This is a genomic window from Tolypothrix bouteillei VB521301 (genome assembly GCF_000760695.4).
Taxonomy (GTDB): domain Bacteria; phylum Cyanobacteriota; class Cyanobacteriia; order Cyanobacteriales; family Nostocaceae; genus Scytonema; species Scytonema bouteillei_A.
Genome location: NZ_JHEG04000001.1, coordinates 6,841,033 through 6,860,492 on the forward strand (window position 1 = coordinate 6,841,033; position 19,460 = coordinate 6,860,492).

The window sequence follows — 19,460 nt, forward strand, 5'->3', positions numbered from 1 at the left end:
TATAATAAATGCCAAAGCAAAAGACATATTACGTTTGTAGCGAATGTGGCTCGGAATCCCCTCAATGGTTTGGTAAGTGTCCGGCTTGCGGCACTTACAACTCTTTAGAAGAGCAACTTGCTATTCAGTCATCGACAGATATACCAAGTCGGGGGATAAGTGGATGGCACCAACAGGCAGGAAATGCAAAACCTACAGCTAAGCCCGCAAAACCGCGTGCTTCTCTAACATTTGACCAAATTAGCGATCGCCAAGTGACTCGTTGGGCTTCTGGCTATGAAGAACTCGATAGAGTCCTTGGCGGCGGTGTTGTTCCCGGTTCGATGGTTCTTATAGGTGGCGATCCGGGAATTGGAAAATCAACTCTACTGTTGCAAGTATCAAGCGAATTGGCGCAGAGATACCGCATCCTCTATGTCTCTGGAGAAGAGTCAGGACAGCAAGTCAAACTCAGAGCCTCTCGATTGGGTGTCTCAAAATCCCTTAGTTTAGTTAGCGCTGAGAATGACAACGAAAATGGTAATAGCGAAACAGCTAAAGAAACGGCGATTCAGGTAACGCAGCCGTCTGAAGAAACTAGAGACGCCGATCTGTACGTATTGCCTGAAACGGATTTGGAAGAAATTTTGAAGGAAATGGATTCCCTCAGACCCAATGTGGCAATTATTGATAGTATTCAAACAGTATTCTTTCCCGCATTGACTTCTGCACCCGGTTCTGTGGCTCAGGTAAGAGAGTGTACTGCTGCTTTGATGAAAGTAGCAAAGCACGAAGATATTACAATGTTAATTGTGGGACACGTCACTAAAGAAGGTGCGATCGCAGGACCAAAAGTATTGGAACACTTAGTCGATACAGTTTTGTATTTTGAAGGCGATCGATTTGCATCCCATCGATTATTAAGAACAGTAAAAAATCGCTTTGGGGCAACCCATGAAATCGGTATCTTTGAAATGATAGATACAGGTTTGCGAGAAGTCCCCAATCCTTCAGAGTTATTTTTAGGAAATCGTGACGACCCCGCCCCCGGTACTGCTTTGGTTGTGGCTTGCGAAGGAACGCGTCCAATTGTCGTTGAATTGCAGGCTTTAGTCAGCCCTACGAGTTACCCGTCCCCCCGTCGTGCAGGGACAGGTATAGATTACAACCGCTTGGTACAAATCTTAGCAGTGTTAGAAAAGCGGGTAGGGATTCCCATGTCGAAACTAGATTCTTACGTTGCTTCCGCAGGGGGGTTGAATGTAGAAGAACCAGCAGTTGATTTGGGAATAGCCATAGCAATCGTTGCTAGTTTCCGAGATCGGATTGTAGACCCCCGTACCGTACTGATTGGAGAAGTTGGCTTGGGGGGACAAGTCAGATCTGTATCGCAGATGGAACTGCGGTTAAAAGAAGCAGCAAAACTGGGATTTAAACGGGCGATCGTACCCAAAGGGCAAAAATATCCCAACTATGACATTGAAATTGTCCCGGTTTCCAAAGTCATAGATGCCATTATTGCAGCAATCCCGCAGCAGGGGCTAACAGAAGCCGACCTAGCACCAGACGATGATGACGATGATGATGACTCCAGTTTGTAAGGGTTTAGCTCAATAAGAATGTAAGGTGGGTATCGCCCACCATTTCAACATCATACAAGAAGCACTTAACGATCGTCAGCAACTCTCAAAATAGAGAAAATAACTTGCCACGATCGCTATAGCTAATCAAGACTGCAAAATGACTTGGGAAAAATTACCAGATGACTTTGTAGATAATATTAACCAATCGCTTCGCTGCGATCGCTTTTCTTAAAAAATTTTAGATGAATATAACTTACGATCCTAGATACAAAGTCAAATTATATTTACTTTCAAGAAAAAACTATGCAGGTGAACACAATCCAAGTCACCCAGGAGATGAGTGTAGGTGTCGGGCTCGATGGAAAAATGTATGGTGGTAAGCTTTTAAACGTCAACCAACAACTCGATTCTCTTGAACGGGAATGGCTGGTTGTTGTTCCTGAAGCTTTGGGTGAATCTGCTGAAATCAGGTGATTTATATGAAAACTACTATCTGGCGGCGCTTTCTACTAATCTCGTTAACCGTGCTTGTAGGTCTAGTTGAAGTGGGATGCAGTCCAAAGAAGGAACCCATAAGTTCGGAAAGGCTGACTGTCGGAGTAGTCAGTTATGGTGAACAAACAGTTTCATTAGAAAAGTACGAGCAATTCAAAAACTATCTCGCCGCACAAACTCAGTCAATTGTAGAACTTGAACCAGCTTATAACGAATTGCAAGCTCTCGAGCAAATTCAACGGCAAAGATGGGAAATTGTATTTGCTCCTCCTGGTTTAGCAGCAATTGCTATGGGCAAAGATCTTTACATTCCTTTATTTTCCATGGAGGGAATTAGCAGCAGACAGCGTTCTTTATTGGTAGTGCGCGATGATAAACCGATTAACACAATAGCAGATTTAGCAAATAAAACTGTTGCCTTAGAATCGGTAGGTTCGGCTGCAGGATATTATGTTCCTCTCTACGATCTGTATGGATTAACTTTGGCTCAAATCCGTTTTGCACCCACTCCTAAAACAGTACTGGAATGGCTTAATGAAGGGAGTGTAGATGCTGGTGCGATCGCTGAGAGAGATTTTGAGCTTTACAAGCAGCAATTTAGTGGAACTAAGTTTAGAATTCTACATACGAGTCGATGGATTCCTCCTGCAGTTGTACTCCTAGCACCTACAGTAGAGCGCAATCGACAGCAACAGATCCAAAAAGCTATGGAGCAAGCACCAGGCTATATCATATCAGACGCCGGTTATGTTCCTGCTGCTAAAGTACCCAGCTACGATCAGTTTATTAAACTGGTGGAAAAAGTCAGACCTCTAGAAGCGCATGTCAAACAAACACCCAGTGTTTTAGTCAATCCCGAAGCAACAAAATAAGAGATATTGCGATCGCTACTGACAATCCTTGTATCTTGATAAAATTCGATCGTGAATTTGCGTATTATCTCAAAATTCTACTGATTAATTAATTAGGTTCTTTATGAGGTTCCCAAGCGCAATGAGTCTGTTTCATTAAAAATAGTAGTATATTATACCCGTAACTGGAGTGAATAAAGCTATTTTTATGTAAATGTCTCGTCAAATTACGGTTTTGTAGTAAAACTTGTTTTTACATGTGAATCTTAATTATGTAAAAAATAAAACTAATTGTATTAAAAATTCTTAAGCTAGGTAGGAGTGCGTGGATCATGTCTCAAGCCCCCGTCATTAAACCAGAAATACCTTCAGGAACATTTATAGATAATCGCTACATCATCCAAAAACTTTTGGGACAGGGTGGATTGGGAAGAACTTATTTGGCATTTGATACGCGTCGTTTCAATGAACCATGCGTATTAAAAGAATTTGCTCCCACCGGTTCGGGAGAAAGTGCGCTAGAAAAATGCCGCAATTTATTTAAAAGAGAAGCTAAAATTCTTCATCAATTGGAACATCCCCAAATCCCTCGATTCTTAGCTTGTTTTGAAGGTGATGGTCGGCTGTTCTTGGTACAAGAGTTTGTTGATGGTAAAACCTATTCAGCACTGTTACGAGAACGCCAACAACTAGGACAAGTTTTTTCGGAAAGTGAAGTCCTACTGTGGCTCAGGAACTTATTGCCCATTCTTGAATATATTCATACGCATAACATTATTCATAGAGATATTTCCCCCGACAACATTATGTTGCCTCAAGGAAAAGAATTACCAGTGCTGATAGATTTTGGTGTAGGAAAGCAGATAGCCGATTTAAATGAAGCGACTAGAACAAGCCAGAACACTTTCGTTGGCAAAATGTCACTGGTGGGTAAAGTCGGATATGCTCCTCGCGAACAAATTAGCTTGGGATTGTGTTCTCCTAGCAGCGATCTTTATGCTTTAGGTGTCACCGCAGTCGTTCTGCTAACAGGAAAAGATCCTTCTTTTTTAATGGATCAGTACTCTTTGGAGTGGAGATGGGATCAATTTGTCCGTGTAAGCAATTCCTTTGCTCAAATTCTTAATAAACTAGTAGCGGATACCCCAAGATACCGCTATCAAAACTCAAGAGAAGTTCTTACAGACTTATTACATCTTGGAATAGCCCAAGTATCACCGCAAATACCACCACAACAGCAAGTACAACATGGAAATTTGCCTCCTACTTTGGTAAATCATGAATTTTTGCCCGGTGCAACCAATCGGCCGTTTCCAAACCAACATCCGGAAGCCAATTTCAGTTCACCTCCGAGTCAACAACCATTGGAAAATTCACGGCAATTTCCACAGGTTCAACCGCAATCCAACTCCTATCCATCACAGTACCCAACACCTCAATCCCAAGCCCGTGCATATCAACCACAATCTTCTCTCAATCCAGCGTTTTTAGAACGCTGTCAGCAAGAACTTGCTTATCGTATTGGACCCATGGCAAGTCTTATAGTGGAAGAGACACTATCCGAATATCCAAACACCTCGCCATATCAATTTGTTGAACTTTTAGCAAAAGAAATTCCCGACACACAAGAAGCTTTTGCTTTTAGACAGCGTTTGTTGTCTTAAGTCATTCATCCCACGCTGCACTTCGTGTCAGACGTGGGGCTTCTGCCTGATTTAGCTAAGGAACGTGGTTAGTGGTTCAACTAACCACCAACCAAATTACGTACTCCCCGTATTGCCATAGGTACGTTTGATTCTTTTCATTGCCATATCTAAACTGAGTTTCATTCGTTTGAAAGCTTTAGCAAGATTGCCAATTTCATCATTTGTCAGCTGTTCAAACTCAACATCCATATGCCCGGTACTTACTTCTTCAGCTACACGAGTTATACGCTTGAGAGGTACAACAACTTCTCGATTTAAAAAGAAATTGACTAGAAAGATAACAGCTACAAACAAAGTAGAGACAAGCATTATCATAATGAAAAGAGATTGGTTGGCTTTATCAATGACTCTACTTGCAGGCAATGAAATTATTTGAGCAGCTACGATTTCGTTTAAATGCCAATTGAATCCACCTGCAGTACCATAGCGTTCAATCATGGTTTTGGGTGCAGCCTCAGGGGCGCTATGACAGACGAGACAGCTTTCTTTTGTAATGGCTAACGGACGAGCAATGTAAAAAATATCACCACCTGGTAGCTGTCTGTATCCGCTTACCTCTTTTAAACCTTTATTTTTTCTAAAACGCTCTACAAGTTGAGTTTCAAAACTATCTGCTTTATCTCGGAGATTTGTTGGGTTAAGTGTTGCTTCTTTGTAAAAGAAGTCACGGTACTCCGGTCTTTTTCGCAAAATTTCAAAAACTTCTCTTGCTGAATAGGCGGCTACAGTTTGTGGCAAAAACTTAGTTGTTAAGTCATCAGTAAGTTCTGGAGTAATTTGAGTAATTGTATACTCGCGCACTGAAGACATTGTATCAATGAGAGATAAAGCTTTTGCAGTAATCTCTTCCTTCGCATTTTGTTGTAATACCGTAGAAAGTGCAATTCCACTGAAGCTTACACCCACTACAAGAATCACAAGTAACAAAATTGTAAATTTTTGTTTTAATTTTAAATTTTTTAGCATAGCGATCGCTCAAGTTTAGTCATTTCTGTGAAATATGTTACCTTAGGGTGAAAAAACTAGGAATCTCTCATTAATTTCCCAATCCCCATTGTCTATTATCTCCAGTCCCTATTTTTGAATTAGTTTTCTGGAGAACTGTAAAACTGTTTTAGCTTTCTCATTGCCATTTCTAAACTAAGTTTCATTCTATGAAAAGCTTTAGCTAACTTACCAATTTCATCATTAGATACCTCCTTAAAATCAACATCCATATGTCCTGTACTCACTTCCTCGGCTATGCGAGTTATATGTTTGAGAGGACGCAGAATTTGATGATTTAAGAAAATATTCACCAAGATAATAACAGCAATAAACATCGTAGAAACAATTCCGAGAATCCAGACAGAGGATTGCTGTGTCTTTTGGATTACTTTCGTTGACGGTACTGATATCATCTGAGCACCGACGATTTCGTGCAACTTCCACCCAAATCCGTTAGCTGTACCATATCGGTCAAGCATAGTTTTGGGTGCAACATTAGAAGTGCTGTGACACTCCAAACATTTTGATTCAGTAACTGCTAGCGGGCGAGCAATATAAAAAATCTCTCCTCCTGGTATTTCACGGAATCCATTCAATTCTTTTAACTTTGTGTTTTTTCGGAATTGCTCAACCACTTTGGTTTCAAAACTATCCGCCTTATCCCGCAAATTTGTTGGATTCAGCGTTGCTTCCTTGTAATAAAAATCTTTATATTCTGCTTTTGTTCGCAAAACTTCAAAAACTTCTCTTGCTGAGTAAGCGGGTACACTTTGGGGTACAAAATCAACTTCTAATTTATCAGCTAACTTTAAATTGACCTGTTGATTTGTATAATCACGGACAGAACTCATGGTTTCCATAATCAACAAGGCTGTCGCTGTTATTTCTTGTCTTGCATTGTGCTTGAGAACGGCAGACAAACCCAAACCACCCAAGCTTAAACCTACTACAACTACAATCAGCAGCAAAATTGTTAATTTTTGTCTCAAATTTAGATGTTCAAGCATAAGTACAGACATGTGAAATAAAAAGTATATATCTTTCTCCGTCTACTTTCAGCCTGCTGCGTTCTGTCTTTCTTTATGTAGAACAGATGTTATTTTTGTACAAACAGAATTAAAGAAAAAACATATCCAGCGCTTTGCATCTAAATAAGGTACACCCCTTTCCAACCCTCCTTCCCCGATGCTTGGATGTGCCATAGCAGGGGTGGGGTATTTCTGTACTTCACCAAGTTGAAATCTGCTGTATAACTACAAAAAAATGTTCCAATATTCCGGATTATAGTTAGTTTTTTCTTAAATGAAAGAACAGGCAATATTCCTTAATTTTTTAAACTCACGATATTGTATAATAAGATACTGTCATTGTAAAGCTATCTTAAATCATTTTAAAAAAGTTCTCTTTTTTAGATTCCCCTAGAATCCGAGCAGCTAATAATTTTGCTCCAACAAATAGGAGCCCTACAGCCCCAAAAGTTATCATTAATCAAATCTTAAAATTTTCTTAGTTTTCAATTGATTGATATTTTAAAGATAATGTAAAAAAAGTTTGCCACAATATGACCTTTAAATCCTCACTGTATATTAGTTTTGGCTCAAAAAGAACGGGGTTCCCCAGTCAATCTCAATCTTATAACTGTGCCACAATAAATACAGAATTTGGCGATTACTACGAATGGTCTGGAATCCAGGAAAACAGTTGTTTGGGGGACGGTATATTATTGTAGGGAAACTAGGCGAAGGAGGAATTGGTATAACCTACCTCGTCAGAAATGAACAGAAAGAACTGCGGGTTATTAAAACACTTAGAGAAGAACTCTTGAATAAGGCTGCCTGGAAGCCACACCAAGTGAAATTGAAGCAAGATTTTCGTGATGAAGCCGTTCGGCTTGCTGTTTGTCGCCATCCTCATATCGTGCAGATAGAAAATATTTTTGATGAAGATAATCTTCCTTGCATAGTTATGGAGTATATTGAGGGCGAAGACTTGAGCAACCGAGTCCGTCGTTTGGGAGTTTTATCAGAAACAGAGGCATTGTTATATATCCAACAAGTTGGTAATGCATTAAAAGTTATTCATAGTAAAGGTTTGCTACATAGAGATATCAAACCACGCAATATTATGATTCGTGCTGACAAAAATGAAGCCGTACTGATTGACTTTGGCATTGCCAGAGAATTTATTCCCAATGCAGTCCAAAGGCATACAGTCTACCGTACTCCTGGTTTTGCTCCTCCGGAACAATATGAATTGGAAGCACCAAGAGGAGAATATATTGACGTATATGCTCTGGCTGCCACATTGTATAACACATTAACAGGCGTTTTACCGAGGAATTCGGTTGATATCAGCAATGAAACTCCTCTAGAATCACCACGACAGTATAATCCCAATATCAGCAATAGAGTTAATGAAGCAATTTTGCGGGGAATGGATTTACAACCCAATTCTCGCCCCCAATCCGTGCAACAATGGCTGGACTTGCTTTTTGGAGATGACGAACTTCCCCCGACACCTTTGCTTTCCTCCAACCTTCACTCTCAACGCCCTACACCTCAAGTCTTTACTGGCAGGCACTTATTTGCCCCTACTCCTGCTCCCCCTTCTTCAGAAACTTCTTTGCAATGGCAGTGCGTCTGTACTATTAACGGACATACCAGTATGGTTCACGCTGTTGCTATTAGTCCTGATGGTCAAGCGATCGCCAGTGGAAGTAACGATCACACAGTGAAATTGTGGCAGTTGAGCAACGGAAAACTCATACGTACTTTTGGTCGTTGGTTTTCGGGTCATTCCAATATGGTGAATGCAGTTGCTTTTAGCCCTGATGGGCAGTTGCTTGCCAGTGCCAGTTCTGATGAAACAATTAAGTTATGGCAAATAAACACGGGCAAAGAAATTCGCACGTTCACCGGTCATTCCAACTGGGTCAATTCAGTGACCTTTAGTCCCATCCCTCCAGATTCTTTGTATCAACCGGGACCTGGGCGAATGTTTGCTAGTTGTGGGGCGGACGGCACAATCAAGTTGTGGCTGGCTGGCACAACTGTAGAAATCCGCAGTTTCATAGGACATACCGATTCAGTGTTGTCAATCGCCTTTAGCCAAGATGGTCAGCTTTTAGCAAGTGGTAGTGCTGACTGTTCGCTCAAGGTATGGCACGTCAGTACGGGTACAGAGCTCCACACCTTCACAGGTCATTCTTTCTTTGTAAACTCCGTTGCCTTCAGCCCCAATGGGCAAATTATAGCAAGTGGCAGTGCTGATAATACAATCAAACTTTGGAACGTTAACACAAAACAAGAGATTCTAACCTTAGCTGGTCATTCTGACTCAGTGTGGTCAGTTGCTTTTAGTCCAAACGGTCAACTTTTAGCAAGTGGAAGTTGGGATCGCACTATCAAAATCTGGCAAGTTAGTACGGGTGCAGAGGTTATGACACTTGCAGGGCATACCAGCTATGTGAGATCCATTGCTTTCAGCCCTAACGGAAAAACCATCGTCACCGGCAGCGATGACGACACTATTAAAATTTGGCGACAAGCTTAACGTATTCTGTATTTACAGCAAGTTGTTATTAAAAAAGATGAAACACATAAAAATTATTGTAGAAAAACATTCTGATGGTTATATTGCTTATCCCCTTGGCATCAAAGGGATCGTAGTTGGTCAAGGCGATACTTATGAGGAAGCCCTAGCTGATGTTAAATCTGCTGTCCATTCCCATATCAAAACATTTGGTACTGAAGTTATTGTGGATGAAACACTGTCACTAGAAGATTTACCCGTACTAGAAGCTTTTGTTACTGAAATTCAAATACCTTGATACGACAGGGGACAAGGGAGACAAGGGAGACAAGAAAGTTTCTTCTACCGTGTTCACTGTTTCCCTCGTCTCCCCAAAGCAAAATCCAAAATTGTATAATTCTCCAGATAGACTAGTAAATTGCTAAAAATTGTCACAATAAGGACGGTAACTCTTAGTTTTTGATAATCAATCCTATGGGCTTCGGGATAGGTGATTTATTCTGGATTTTTCTCCTTCTTTCTTCTCTGCAACCCTTATGGCAGAGACGTCAGATAGAGTTTCGTCGTATTCGTGCCATTCAGCAATTTCAACAGCAACGAAAAAGCCGAGTCATATTACTCATTCATCGCCAAGAATCTATCAGCTTTTTAGGGATTCCCGTATCGCGCTACATTACCATTGAAGACTCAGAACAAATTTTGCGAGCAATTCGCCTAACCCCACCAGAAGTTCCCATTGACTTAATTTTGCATACTCCTGGTGGCTTGGTCTTAGCAACAGAACAAATTGCTCGAGCATTAATTCGCCATCCTGCGAAAGTCACTGTCTTTGTGCCTCATTACGCTATGAGTGGCGGTACAATGCTTGCTCTAGCAGCTGATGAAATTGTTATGGATGCCAACGCAGTCCTCGGTCCTGTCGATCCCCAACTGGGTAACTTTCCAGCAGCTAGCATTCTTAAAGTTGTTGAGCAAAAACCTATAGGAGAAGTTGACGACCAGACAGTGATTATGGCAGACCTGTCACGCAAAGCGATCGAGCAGGTGCAGCGCTTTGTCCGGACTTTATTAAAGGACACTGTTCCTACACAGAAAATCCAGCCAGAAAACATTGAAAATATTATCGACGCACTGACAACCGGGCGGGTGACTCACGACTATCCCATTACTGCGGAGGAAGCAACACAAATGGGACTACCCATTACAGTTGGGCTACCTCTTGTTATCTACGATCTCATGGATCTGTATCCCCAACCCCAAGGCGGACGCCCAAGCGTTCAATACATCCCCATGCCATATGATAACGGTCGCCCAATTCTTCCTACTCCTAAAGGTAGACCTTTAGAGGAACCCAATCCAACTCAGTTGAACAGTTAAAAGGCAAAAGTCAAAAGAGCAAAGAATTTTGACTTTTGACTTTTCATTTTTTACCTACGGAGTGGGTGTAGAAGTCGGTGTTGGTGTTGGTGTTTGTGTAGCTTCTGGTATTGGTGTTTCTGTAGGTGATGCCTCAGGTGTAGAAGTTGGCTTTGGCTTTGGTGAAGTTCTTGGAGTGGAAGTAGGTTTTCTTGTCGGTTTTGGTTTGGATGTGGGTGAAGTTGTCGGTGTCGGTTCAGTTGTTGGTGTTGGTTCGGCTGTTGGCGTCGGTGCTGTTTTGTTTAAGATGTCCTTTGCTTCTTGGTCAAGTCTTTGCCTGAGTGCTAAATTAGCGATTCCAGTTTCTTGCAAACCAGCTTTTTTTTGATACAGCTTTACGACTGCTTCCGTCCTCGGACCGTAATATTGATTTTTTGGTAACAGAGGGTTGGGCTTAACTACTAAATTCAAGTTTTTCTGCAAAATTTCAACGGTCGTTGCTGCAAAATCTTGAGTTTTCTCTCCTGCTACGCCGTCAGCAGGTTTTAACTTATACCCTTTTTGAAATTCAAGAATGACTTTTTTGGTATCCGCATCAGTCAAAGGCGCGTTTGATACCTTGATGTTGTAGCCCAAACCCCTCAGGACCGAACGGAATTGCTGAGGTGTATACCTTAGGGCGGCAAACGCCGTATCTGTTACGACTATGCTAGTTGTTATCAAACACGCTGTAGCAATGGTAACACCTGATTTTCCCAACATACACCACATAGACAAAACTCCTCACAATCAAATCAGCTTGGCTATGACGTTAATTAATGAATTAATGTTTCTTTAACGTCTTTAATATCCGAGTTATTGATGATTTTTGATTAGTTTAATTTATAATGGGTGCATTGTATAAATACTGAACTCAGATATTTTGTCATCTATCTAAGGTTGGATAATCCCTAAACTTCATACTTAATCTTTTATTCTGCAAATGGCTATATCAGCACGTAATTTATGGTTTGAAAGGTTGATGGCACTTCTAGCCTCAGCAAATTTACTCTTAGTCTTATTTGATTTAAGCTATGTTCCTTGGCGAAATTTGTATATACAAAAGCTTCCTGAAATAACCCACATATACGATCCCATTAAAGGGATTGAACCCCATCGCGAAACAGTTGAGTACTTAAAAACAGTAGACGCACTTATAGAACAAGTGAGTCAAACAGGATTGAGCTCGTCACAAGTCGAAACAACACTAGCCAAACTTCGCAATTTAAGCAATGAGATGGTGGATAGCAATCCTTTTGCTGGAGCAGGTAAGAGTGGGACGTTAGAAAAAATCAAAAATCGAATGCGCGATCGCGTCAACTTAGAATCGTCAAAAAAGGCTTTTGCGACTTTTTGGAGTCAAGCATACTTATCAAAACGCAATTGGACTCAAGAAATTAGGTTTTTCAATAAAGCCATTAGACCGTTAATTGCTACCAATTACTACCGCCGGATAGGAGAAGATAGCGAATTTATCGATAATTTTTGGCTGCTTGACTTACCTTTCATCGTGATATTTGCTGTTGAATTGCTAGCACGTAGCTACTACATCAAGCGAAGTCACCCTGGTTTTAGTTGGTTCAATGCAATTCTTTGGCGCTGGTACGACTTATTCTTACTATTACCGTTGTTGCGTTCTTTAAGAATTATCCCCGTACTTATTCGTCTAGACCAAGCCAAATTATTAAATCTTCAACCTCTTCGCCAGCAAATACATCAAGGAATCATAGCCAATTTTGCTGAAGAAATTACAGAAATTGTTGTTGTGCGAGTTATCAACCAAATTCAAGGGTCTATTCACAGAGGCGAACTCAAAAGGTGGTTGCAGCAAAATGAGAGTTTGCGTCCTTACATCGATATTAACAATGTTAATGAAATTGAAGCCATTGGAACCATTTTTGTTCAAACCATTATTTACCAAGTCTTACCAAAGATACAACCGGAAACGATCGCCATCTTACGGCACACCATAGATAGTGCTTTCAGACAAGCACCCATCTATAGGGATTTGCAAAAATTTCCTGGAATAGGACAGATACAGCTTCAATTGAGCGAACAATTAGCGACCCAGATCGCGACTAATCTTTACAGTGCAGTAGTCAGCGCCACCGAAGATCCAGTAGGGGCAAAACTTTCTGGTCAATTGGTACAGAGCTTTACCAAAGCTCTTGGGACTGAATTGCAAAACAAACATATCCTCTCAGAACTTCAGTCCCTCGTGCTCGATTTTCTAGAAGAAGTCAAACTGAATTACGTCCAGCAAATGTCAGAAGAGGAGATGATGCAAATTTTGCAGCAAACCAGACAACTGAGAACAAAACCATCAGCTCAACAGGTTAGCTCTCAACCAGCTGCCATGCTCTCACCCAAAGAAAAACGTTAATTTCTTTACATAAATTCTTATAACAGTTTTCTTAAAACAAAATAAACCGGAAAAGTGTATAATAGTAGCCTTGAGGCACATAAAGTTGCTGCTTGTTGATGAGCCTCAGAACAGTCGAACCGATTGGAACTCAAAAAGCTAGTATCACCTAGCCTAGCTTTGAGAGGAAAGATGGGTTTGAAAAAAGTTTTTGCATCTTACCTAAAAAAAAATGCGCTAGACTAAGGTTAAGGGCGAACTTAAGTTGTAAGTTCGCCCTAAGACTTCTTGGAAGATATCCCTATCGCAGGAAGTGGGTTTTGACCCACTTTTTTTGTTGGAATAGCCGCATGACTCACCCTCTAGTCCCACAAGTTATAGAATTGGCGACACCAGTAGCAGAACAAATTGGTTTAGAAGTTGTTGGAGCTGTGTTTCACACCAATCAACGCCCACCCGTTTTGCGGGTAGACATCCGCAATCCTACCCAAGACACGGGGTTAGATGATTGTGAACGGATGAGCCGTGCTTTAGAAGCCACTCTGGATGCGGCAAAAATCATTCCTGACGCCTACGTATTGGAAGTTTCCAGTCCGGGAATTTCACGACAACTTGAGACCGACCGGGAATTTATTTCTTTTAAAGGATTTCCTGTCATTGTCCGAACTTCTCCACCTCATGAAGGACAGCAAGAGTGGAATGGTCAGTTAGTTCGCCGGGATGAAACAGCAGTTTACATCAACCAAAAAGGTCGTGTAGTTGAAATTCCTCGCGCCCTAGTTGTTAGGGTGCAACTGGATGAACGCCACTAACAGAGTTTAGAGTTTAGATTTTAAATTTTAGGTTTAGGGTTTTGGAAAGCATCCAAAAATCCAAAATCTAGAATCCACGCATTCCGTGCGTGCTGCCATAAGAATATAGGAGATTTGCTTATGTCAATGGTTACATTACCTGGATTAAAAGATTTAATAGAAAATATAAGTCGCGAGCGGAATTTACCTCGTATCGCCGTTCAATCAGCTATTAGAGAAGCACTATTAAAAGGGTACGAGCGTTATCGTCGCGCTCAAAATTTAGAACGCAAACAGTTTGATGATGATTATTTTGACAATTTTGACGTGCAACTCGACGTGGAAGATGAAGGATTTCGCGTTGTTGCTACAAAAACTATTGTAGAAGCCGTCTCCAATTCTGACCACGAAATTGCCTTACAGCAAGTTCAAGAAATGGGAGGTGATGAAGCACAACTCGGTCAAGAAGTGGTGCTAGATGTAACACCCGACCAAGGAGAATTTGGTCGCATGGCAGCAATGCAAACCAAACAAGTTTTGGCGCAAAAACTGCGGGATCAACAGCGACAGATGGTGCAGGAAGAATTTCAAGAATTAGAAGGAGAGGTACTGCAAGCCAGAGTCCTGCGTTTTGAAAGACAATCAGTCATTATGGCAGTTAGAAGTAGCCTGGGTCAGCCAGAGGTAGAAGCGGAACTACCCAAGCGGGAACAATTGCCAAACGATAATTACCGAGCAAATGCTACCTTTAAAGTTCATTTGAAAAAAGTGTCTCAAGGACAGCAACGCGGTCCTCAGTTACTAGTTTCTCGAGCTGATGCTGGTTTGGTCGTTGAACTTTTTGCCAATGAAGTTCCAGAAATTGAAGATGAAGTGGTCAGAATTGTTGCTGTAGCCAGGGAAGCAAATCCTCCTTCCCGTCACGTAGGACCTCGCACAAAGATTGCTGTTGATACACTAGATCGCGATGTAGACCCAGTAGGAGCGTGTATTGGAGCACGGGGATCGCGCATTCAAGTTGTTGTAAACGAATTGCGTGGGGAAAAGATAGACGTAATTCGTTGGTCGCCCGATCCCGCAACTTACATCGCTAACGCCTTGAGTCCAGCAAGAGTTGATGAAGTTCGCCTGATGGATCCAGAAACTAGGCAAACTCATGTATTAGTCGCTGAGGATCAATTAAGTTTGGCGATTGGGAAAGAAGGACAAAATGTTCGTTTGGCTGCAAAACTAACGGGTTGGAAAATTGATATCAAAGACAAAGCTAAGTACGACCATGCAGGAGAGGATGCTAAGTTTGCAGCTGCTAGGGCAAAATACGCTGCGGAATTAGCTGCTCTAGAAGCAGCCGAGGAAGATGAATATGAGGATGAGCTCGAGGAAGAACTTGACAATAACAAACTCTTAAACGAACTCGACGAAGACGAACTCGATGAAGACGAACTTGACGAAGATGAACTCGACGAAGACGAACTCGACGAAGATTTGGAAGAATCTGAACTAGAGGAGGATGAAGATTTTGATGATGATGATGACAATTTTGACAAAAGAGATGCTAAGTAAAGCAACGAGTTATCAAGTGTATGCCAATTGCACTTCAGGTAATATCTGATATCTTTTGTTACGATGAAACCAAACTACCGACGTTGTATTAGTTGCCGTCAAGTAGGTTTAAAGCAAGAGTTCTGGCGGATTGTCCGCGTGTTTCCTTCCGGACAGGTACAATTGGATGAGGGCATGGGCCGTTCTGCCTATATTTGTCCCAGCCAAAGCTGTGTCGCAACAGCACAAAAAAAAAATAAATTAGGGCGTGCTCTACACGCATCAGTGCCAGAACCACTGTATCAACTATTATGGCAGCGTCTATCCCAAGGAAATCAGCAAAATCAACCTGAGAATTGAGCTTATGCTTGAAGAAGTTACAGATTTTTTAGTAAAGATGGTTAGTTGTTAGTGGCGATTGAAGTATTAACCAATCACCAACAACCACCAACCACTAACCCCGCTTGAAAAATCTGTAAGAAAATGCATAATAGCTTGAAACTAACTCGTAGCAGTGATTTCAGAGGAAAAGTGCAGGCAGCCGAATAATTTGTGCTGTCAATACATCCTCTAGAATCGCTCATGTAGTGCCAGAATAGTAAAAGGGTGTCGTTAGCATTGCTCTAGATTTTACAAAAAGGGGCGAAGCTGCACTCCCAACAAGTTTTACTTAGTTGTGTTGTGGAAGACTCAGAAAAAGCAAAAAAACAAAAAACAGAATGGCAACCTGGTAGCGCCCAAGCGCGGTTTGGCGTCAACCATCAATTCTGGTGGGGATGCCAGCATTAACAAGGGAACATCTCTCTTTCCTGATTGGAGGCATCGGCAAAAATAGCAACTGCAACCAAAAAACAGTAATCAAAAGGATGGAGATGTCACAAACCAGGCAACCATCCGCTAAAACTGTAAATTAAAGGGGAAGAGTGGATGAACAACGGCAAAGTTAGAATTTACGAGTTATCAAAGGAATTGAATTTGGATAATAAAGAGCTATTAGCAATTTGCGACCAGCTCAACATCGCGGTCAAAAGCCATAGCAGTACAATTACAGAGTCAGAAGCAGAGCGCATTCGGACTCAAGCAGAAAAATTAGCGGCAACAACTGTGCCGCAAAGAAAGGATAATGGTGGAAATAGCCATAATAGAATAAATTCACTACAAGCTGGCTCCCGAAACAGACCTGCTGCACCTAATAATCAACAAATCTTGGAGATACGTAAACCTAAAGACTTGATAAACCAGACGTCAAACGCCTCCGAGGCGTCAGTTGCTACCAACATAAAACTTGCTTCTTCTGAAGTCAATCCTCCTTCCCCCCCTAAGCCCTTCGCTACCCCAGTCTCACCCATGAAGCCGACGGCACCAAGCAAACCTGTACCCCGGAATCAGTCTGAGACCGCTCAAGAACTTGTTGTGACAGATGCGGCTGATAAGACACAAGATACAGAAAAACCGGCGGAAAAAACAACGGCAGCAAAACCAGAAAAATCGGTTGCACCTACTCAAGGGTCTAAGGTAAAACCAGAAAGACCTCAAAAACCGCAACTGACGGCACCACCTACAAGACCGGCAGGAGAAAAACCAAACACTGGCACTTCTCCCCAAGCAAATGTAAGTGAAAAGCCGATTCTGAAGCGCGATCGCGACCAAGCTAAACCAGAACGCGATCCCGAACGCGATCGCAATCGACCTGGAAAGCAAGAACAAGCTGCCAAACACGACCAGGCAAAACCTCAAAGAGAGAGAGCCAACAAACCACCCACAGGGGACTCAACAGCGGCACCGCCACAGAAACCCTCGCGTCCTGCCCCACCTGTGAGATCGGAACGCGGTGCGGGTAAACCATCAGGACCAGTACCCGCAGGCGCAGATACTCCAAGACCTAGCAGACCAATGCGCCCGTCTGCCGACCATCCTGCCGCAGCAACACTTGCGACTCCACCAAAACAAATCCCTGGCTCAACCAAAACAGCAGTTACTGCTGAAGAGGACGATGATGATGTAGTTGTCGCTGAAGTGATCGAACTCAAGCGACCAACACCGCCACGCCAAGCCAAGGGTAAGAAGTGGCAGGAAGAAGATATCGACGAACTCAAAGAAGCGGCTAAACCGGGTAAGGGCGTTACCAAAGGAAAACGCCTCAAGCCGATTGTCGATGATGAGGATTTGTTAGAAGACGATCTACTTGATGAAGAAGGACTGGAAATACCCGCCGCCATTCAAGTTAGTCTTTCTATTGCCCGTCCACCCAAACCCAAGGCAGCTAAAGCGGCACAACCGGCACTTGCTGTTGTAACTCCAGTCTCTAGAGGGAAAAAGCCCGCTAGCAATCGCGCAGAGCAGCAGCAAAATCGCCGCCAGACAGAGCAAAAGCGGGAGCGCCCCGAAATATTCACAGTTACCGGTCCGATGACCGTACAAGAACTGGCAGAAGGTTTAGCAGTTGCTGATACAGAGATTGTAAAAATCCTGTTTATGAAGGGTATAGCAGTTAGCATTACCCAAAGCCTTGATATTCCCACAATTACACAGGTTGCCAACGAGTTGGGCACGGAAATTACAACAGCCGAACCAGAAGCGGAAGCCCGTAAAGTCACTGAAATGATTGATGTCGAAGACCTGGAAAAACTCCAGCGACGTCCGCCAGTGGTGACAATCATGGGTCACGTAGACCACGGCAAAACAACCCTGCTCGACTCGATTCGCAAAACAAAGGTGGCTGCCGGCGAAGCGGGTGGTATTACTCAGCACATTGGCGCTTACCACGTAGATGTGGAACACGATGGCAAAGAGCAGCAAATCGTCTTTCTTGACACTCCCGGTCACGAAGCATTTACAGCAATGCGGGCAAGAGGAGCGCGTGTCACTGATATTGCCATCTTGGTGGTGGCTGCAGATGATGGCGTCCGTCCGCAAACTGTGGAAGCTATCAGCCATGCTAAGGCAGCTGAAGTGCCCATTGTGGTTGCTATCAACAAAATTGACAAACCGGAAGCTCAAGCTGACCGGGTGAAGCAAGAATTAACAGAATACGCTCTAGTTCCAGAAGAATGGGGCGGTGATACGATTATGGTTCCAGTCAGCGCTATCAAAGGTGAAAACCTCGATACGCTACTTGAGATGATTCTGCTAGTAGCAGAAATCGAAGAACTATCTGCTAACCCAGAGCGGATGGCGAGAGGAACTGTCATTGAAGCACATCTAGACAAAGCCAAAGGACCCGTTGCTACTCTACTGATTCAAAATGGTACATTGCACGTGGGTGACCTGTTAGTCGCAGGTTCTGTGTTCGGTAAAGTCCGAGCCATGGTGGATGACAGAGGCGCAAGAGTCGAAGCAGCCAATCCATCTTTTGCTGTTGAGGTACTTGGCTTAAGTGAAGTACCTGCGGCGGGTGATGAGTTTGAGGTCTTTGATAACGAGAAACAAGCACGATCTATTGCTGCTGACCGTGCTGAAAAACAACGTCAATCCCGCCTCATGCAGGGTCGCGTTACCCTTACAAGTCTGTCGGCTCAAGCTCAAGAGGGCGAGTTAAAAGAACTCAACTTGATCTTGAAAGGAGACGTACAGGGTTCGGTAGAAGCTATTGTGGGATCGCTCAGACAAATTCCACAAAACGAAGTGCAAATTCGTTTGTTGTTAGCATCTGCGGGTGAAATCACTCAAACGGATATCGACTTGGCTGCAGCCAGCGGAGCCGTTATTGTAGGTTTCAACACAACCTACGCAAGTGGAGCAAGACACGCTGCTGATGAAGCGGGTGTCGATGTACGGGAATATGACATTATCTACAAACTTCTGGAAGACATTCAAGGTGCTCTAGAAGGTCTCTTGGAACCAGAGTTGGTAGAAGAACACCTCGGTCAAGCCGAAGTGCGTGCTGTCTTCCCTGTCGGTCGCGGTTCTGTTGCTGGTTGTTACGTACAGTCTGGCAAACTTATACGGAACTGCAAAGTGCGTGTACGTCGGAATGGAAAGGTAATCCATGAAGATACTCTTGACTCCCTCAAGCGGATGAAAGAAGATGCACGCGAAGTCAATTCTGGTTACGAATGCGGTGTCGGTATAGATAAATATACTGATTGGGCAGAAAGTGATATCATCGAAGCCTACCAGATGGTGACTAAACGTCGTACCCTTTCTAAAACAAGATAGTGGGTACAAAATTTAGAGTTAGGAGTTGTTTGTTAAAAACTCTTAACTCTATATTTGTTTGTCAGGCAATTGTGTAGAAG

15 protein-coding genes are annotated in these 19,460 nt (G+C 42.7%); 12 read left to right on the plus strand and 3 right to left on the minus strand.

Annotation, left to right across the window (positions count from 1 at the left end; all coding sequences use genetic code 11):
- Positions 1 to 8 precede the first annotated feature (8 nt).
- The 4 genes from radA to HC643_RS27825 all read left to right on the plus strand — a co-directional run bounded on the left by radA (position 9) and on the right by HC643_RS27825 (position 4,572).
- The gene (gene radA / locus HC643_RS27810) at positions 9 to 1,580 is read left to right on the plus strand and encodes a DNA repair protein RadA (protein ID WP_038087819.1); all 1,572 of its coding nucleotides are present in this window, start codon (positions 9 to 11) and stop codon (positions 1,578 to 1,580) included.
- A 285-nt stretch (positions 1,581 to 1,865) separates the two neighbouring features.
- Complete coding sequence (locus HC643_RS27815; RefSeq protein WP_202048664.1) at positions 1,866 to 2,036, plus strand: hypothetical protein; 171 nt, start codon at positions 1,866 to 1,868, stop codon at positions 2,034 to 2,036.
- A gap of 5 nt (positions 2,037 to 2,041) precedes the next feature.
- The gene (locus HC643_RS27820; protein WP_038087817.1) at positions 2,042 to 2,929 is read left to right on the plus strand and encodes a phosphate/phosphite/phosphonate ABC transporter substrate-binding protein; all 888 of its coding nucleotides are present in this window, start codon (positions 2,042 to 2,044) and stop codon (positions 2,927 to 2,929) included.
- A 311-nt stretch (positions 2,930 to 3,240) separates the two neighbouring features.
- Entirely contained in the window at positions 3,241 to 4,572 is a 1,332-nt protein-coding gene (locus tag HC643_RS27825; protein ID WP_038087815.1) for a serine/threonine-protein kinase, read from the plus strand.
- Positions 4,573 to 4,668: 96 nt separating this feature from the next.
- On the opposite strand, the gene HC643_RS27830 is transcribed toward HC643_RS27825, so the two are convergent.
- Positions 4,669 to 5,580 (minus strand): c-type heme family protein, encoded by a 912-nt coding sequence (locus HC643_RS27830; protein WP_038087813.1) that lies wholly within the window; start codon positions 5,578 to 5,580, stop codon positions 4,669 to 4,671.
- 119 nt (positions 5,581 to 5,699) lie between these two features.
- Entirely contained in the window at positions 5,700 to 6,608 is a 909-nt protein-coding gene (locus HC643_RS27835) for a c-type heme family protein (protein ID WP_038087811.1), read from the minus strand.
- A 670-nt stretch (positions 6,609 to 7,278) separates the two neighbouring features.
- On the opposite strand from HC643_RS27835, the gene HC643_RS27840 reads away from it, so the two are divergent.
- The 3 genes from HC643_RS27840 (at position 7,279) to HC643_RS27850 (ending at position 10,509) form a co-directional block, all read left to right on the plus strand.
- A complete protein-coding gene (locus tag HC643_RS27840) occupies positions 7,279 to 9,153 on the plus strand; it encodes a serine/threonine-protein kinase (RefSeq protein ID WP_038087809.1) in 1,875 nt (624 codons plus the stop codon).
- A 37-nt stretch (positions 9,154 to 9,190) separates the two neighbouring features.
- Positions 9,191 to 9,430, plus strand: coding sequence for a type II toxin-antitoxin system HicB family antitoxin (locus HC643_RS27845; RefSeq protein ID WP_038087878.1), 240 nt, complete (start codon positions 9,191 to 9,193; stop codon positions 9,428 to 9,430).
- Between the two features lie 176 nt (positions 9,431 to 9,606).
- Complete coding sequence (locus HC643_RS27850; RefSeq protein WP_038087806.1) at positions 9,607 to 10,509, plus strand: SDH family Clp fold serine proteinase; 903 nt, start codon at positions 9,607 to 9,609, stop codon at positions 10,507 to 10,509.
- Positions 10,510 to 10,563: 54 nt separating this feature from the next.
- Here the strand turns inward: HC643_RS27850 and HC643_RS27855 are convergent, their stop codons facing one another.
- Positions 10,564 to 11,259, minus strand: coding sequence for a peptidoglycan-binding domain-containing protein (locus tag HC643_RS27855; RefSeq protein ID WP_038087803.1), 696 nt, complete (start codon positions 11,257 to 11,259; stop codon positions 10,564 to 10,566).
- A 250-nt stretch (positions 11,260 to 11,509) separates the two neighbouring features.
- On the opposite strand from HC643_RS27855, the gene HC643_RS27860 reads away from it, so the two are divergent.
- From HC643_RS27860 to infB, 5 genes are all read left to right on the plus strand, one after another.
- Positions 11,510 to 12,910, plus strand: a complete 1,401-nt coding sequence (locus HC643_RS27860; protein WP_038087875.1) for a hypothetical protein — start codon at positions 11,510 to 11,512, stop codon at positions 12,908 to 12,910.
- Positions 12,911 to 13,239: 329 nt separating this feature from the next.
- Entirely contained in the window at positions 13,240 to 13,701 is a 462-nt protein-coding gene (rimP, locus tag HC643_RS27865) for a ribosome maturation factor RimP (RefSeq protein WP_038087801.1), read from the plus strand.
- Between the two features lie 126 nt (positions 13,702 to 13,827).
- Complete coding sequence (nusA, locus tag HC643_RS27870) at positions 13,828 to 15,243, plus strand: transcription termination factor NusA (protein WP_237266086.1); 1,416 nt, start codon at positions 13,828 to 13,830, stop codon at positions 15,241 to 15,243.
- Positions 15,244 to 15,306: 63 nt separating this feature from the next.
- Positions 15,307 to 15,582 (plus strand): YlxR family protein, encoded by a 276-nt coding sequence (locus HC643_RS27875; RefSeq protein ID WP_038087798.1) that lies wholly within the window; start codon positions 15,307 to 15,309, stop codon positions 15,580 to 15,582.
- A 567-nt stretch (positions 15,583 to 16,149) separates the two neighbouring features.
- The gene (gene infB, locus HC643_RS27885; RefSeq protein WP_038087794.1) at positions 16,150 to 19,380 is read left to right on the plus strand and encodes a translation initiation factor IF-2; all 3,231 of its coding nucleotides are present in this window, start codon (positions 16,150 to 16,152) and stop codon (positions 19,378 to 19,380) included.
- Positions 19,381 to 19,460: the final 80 nt, after the last annotated feature.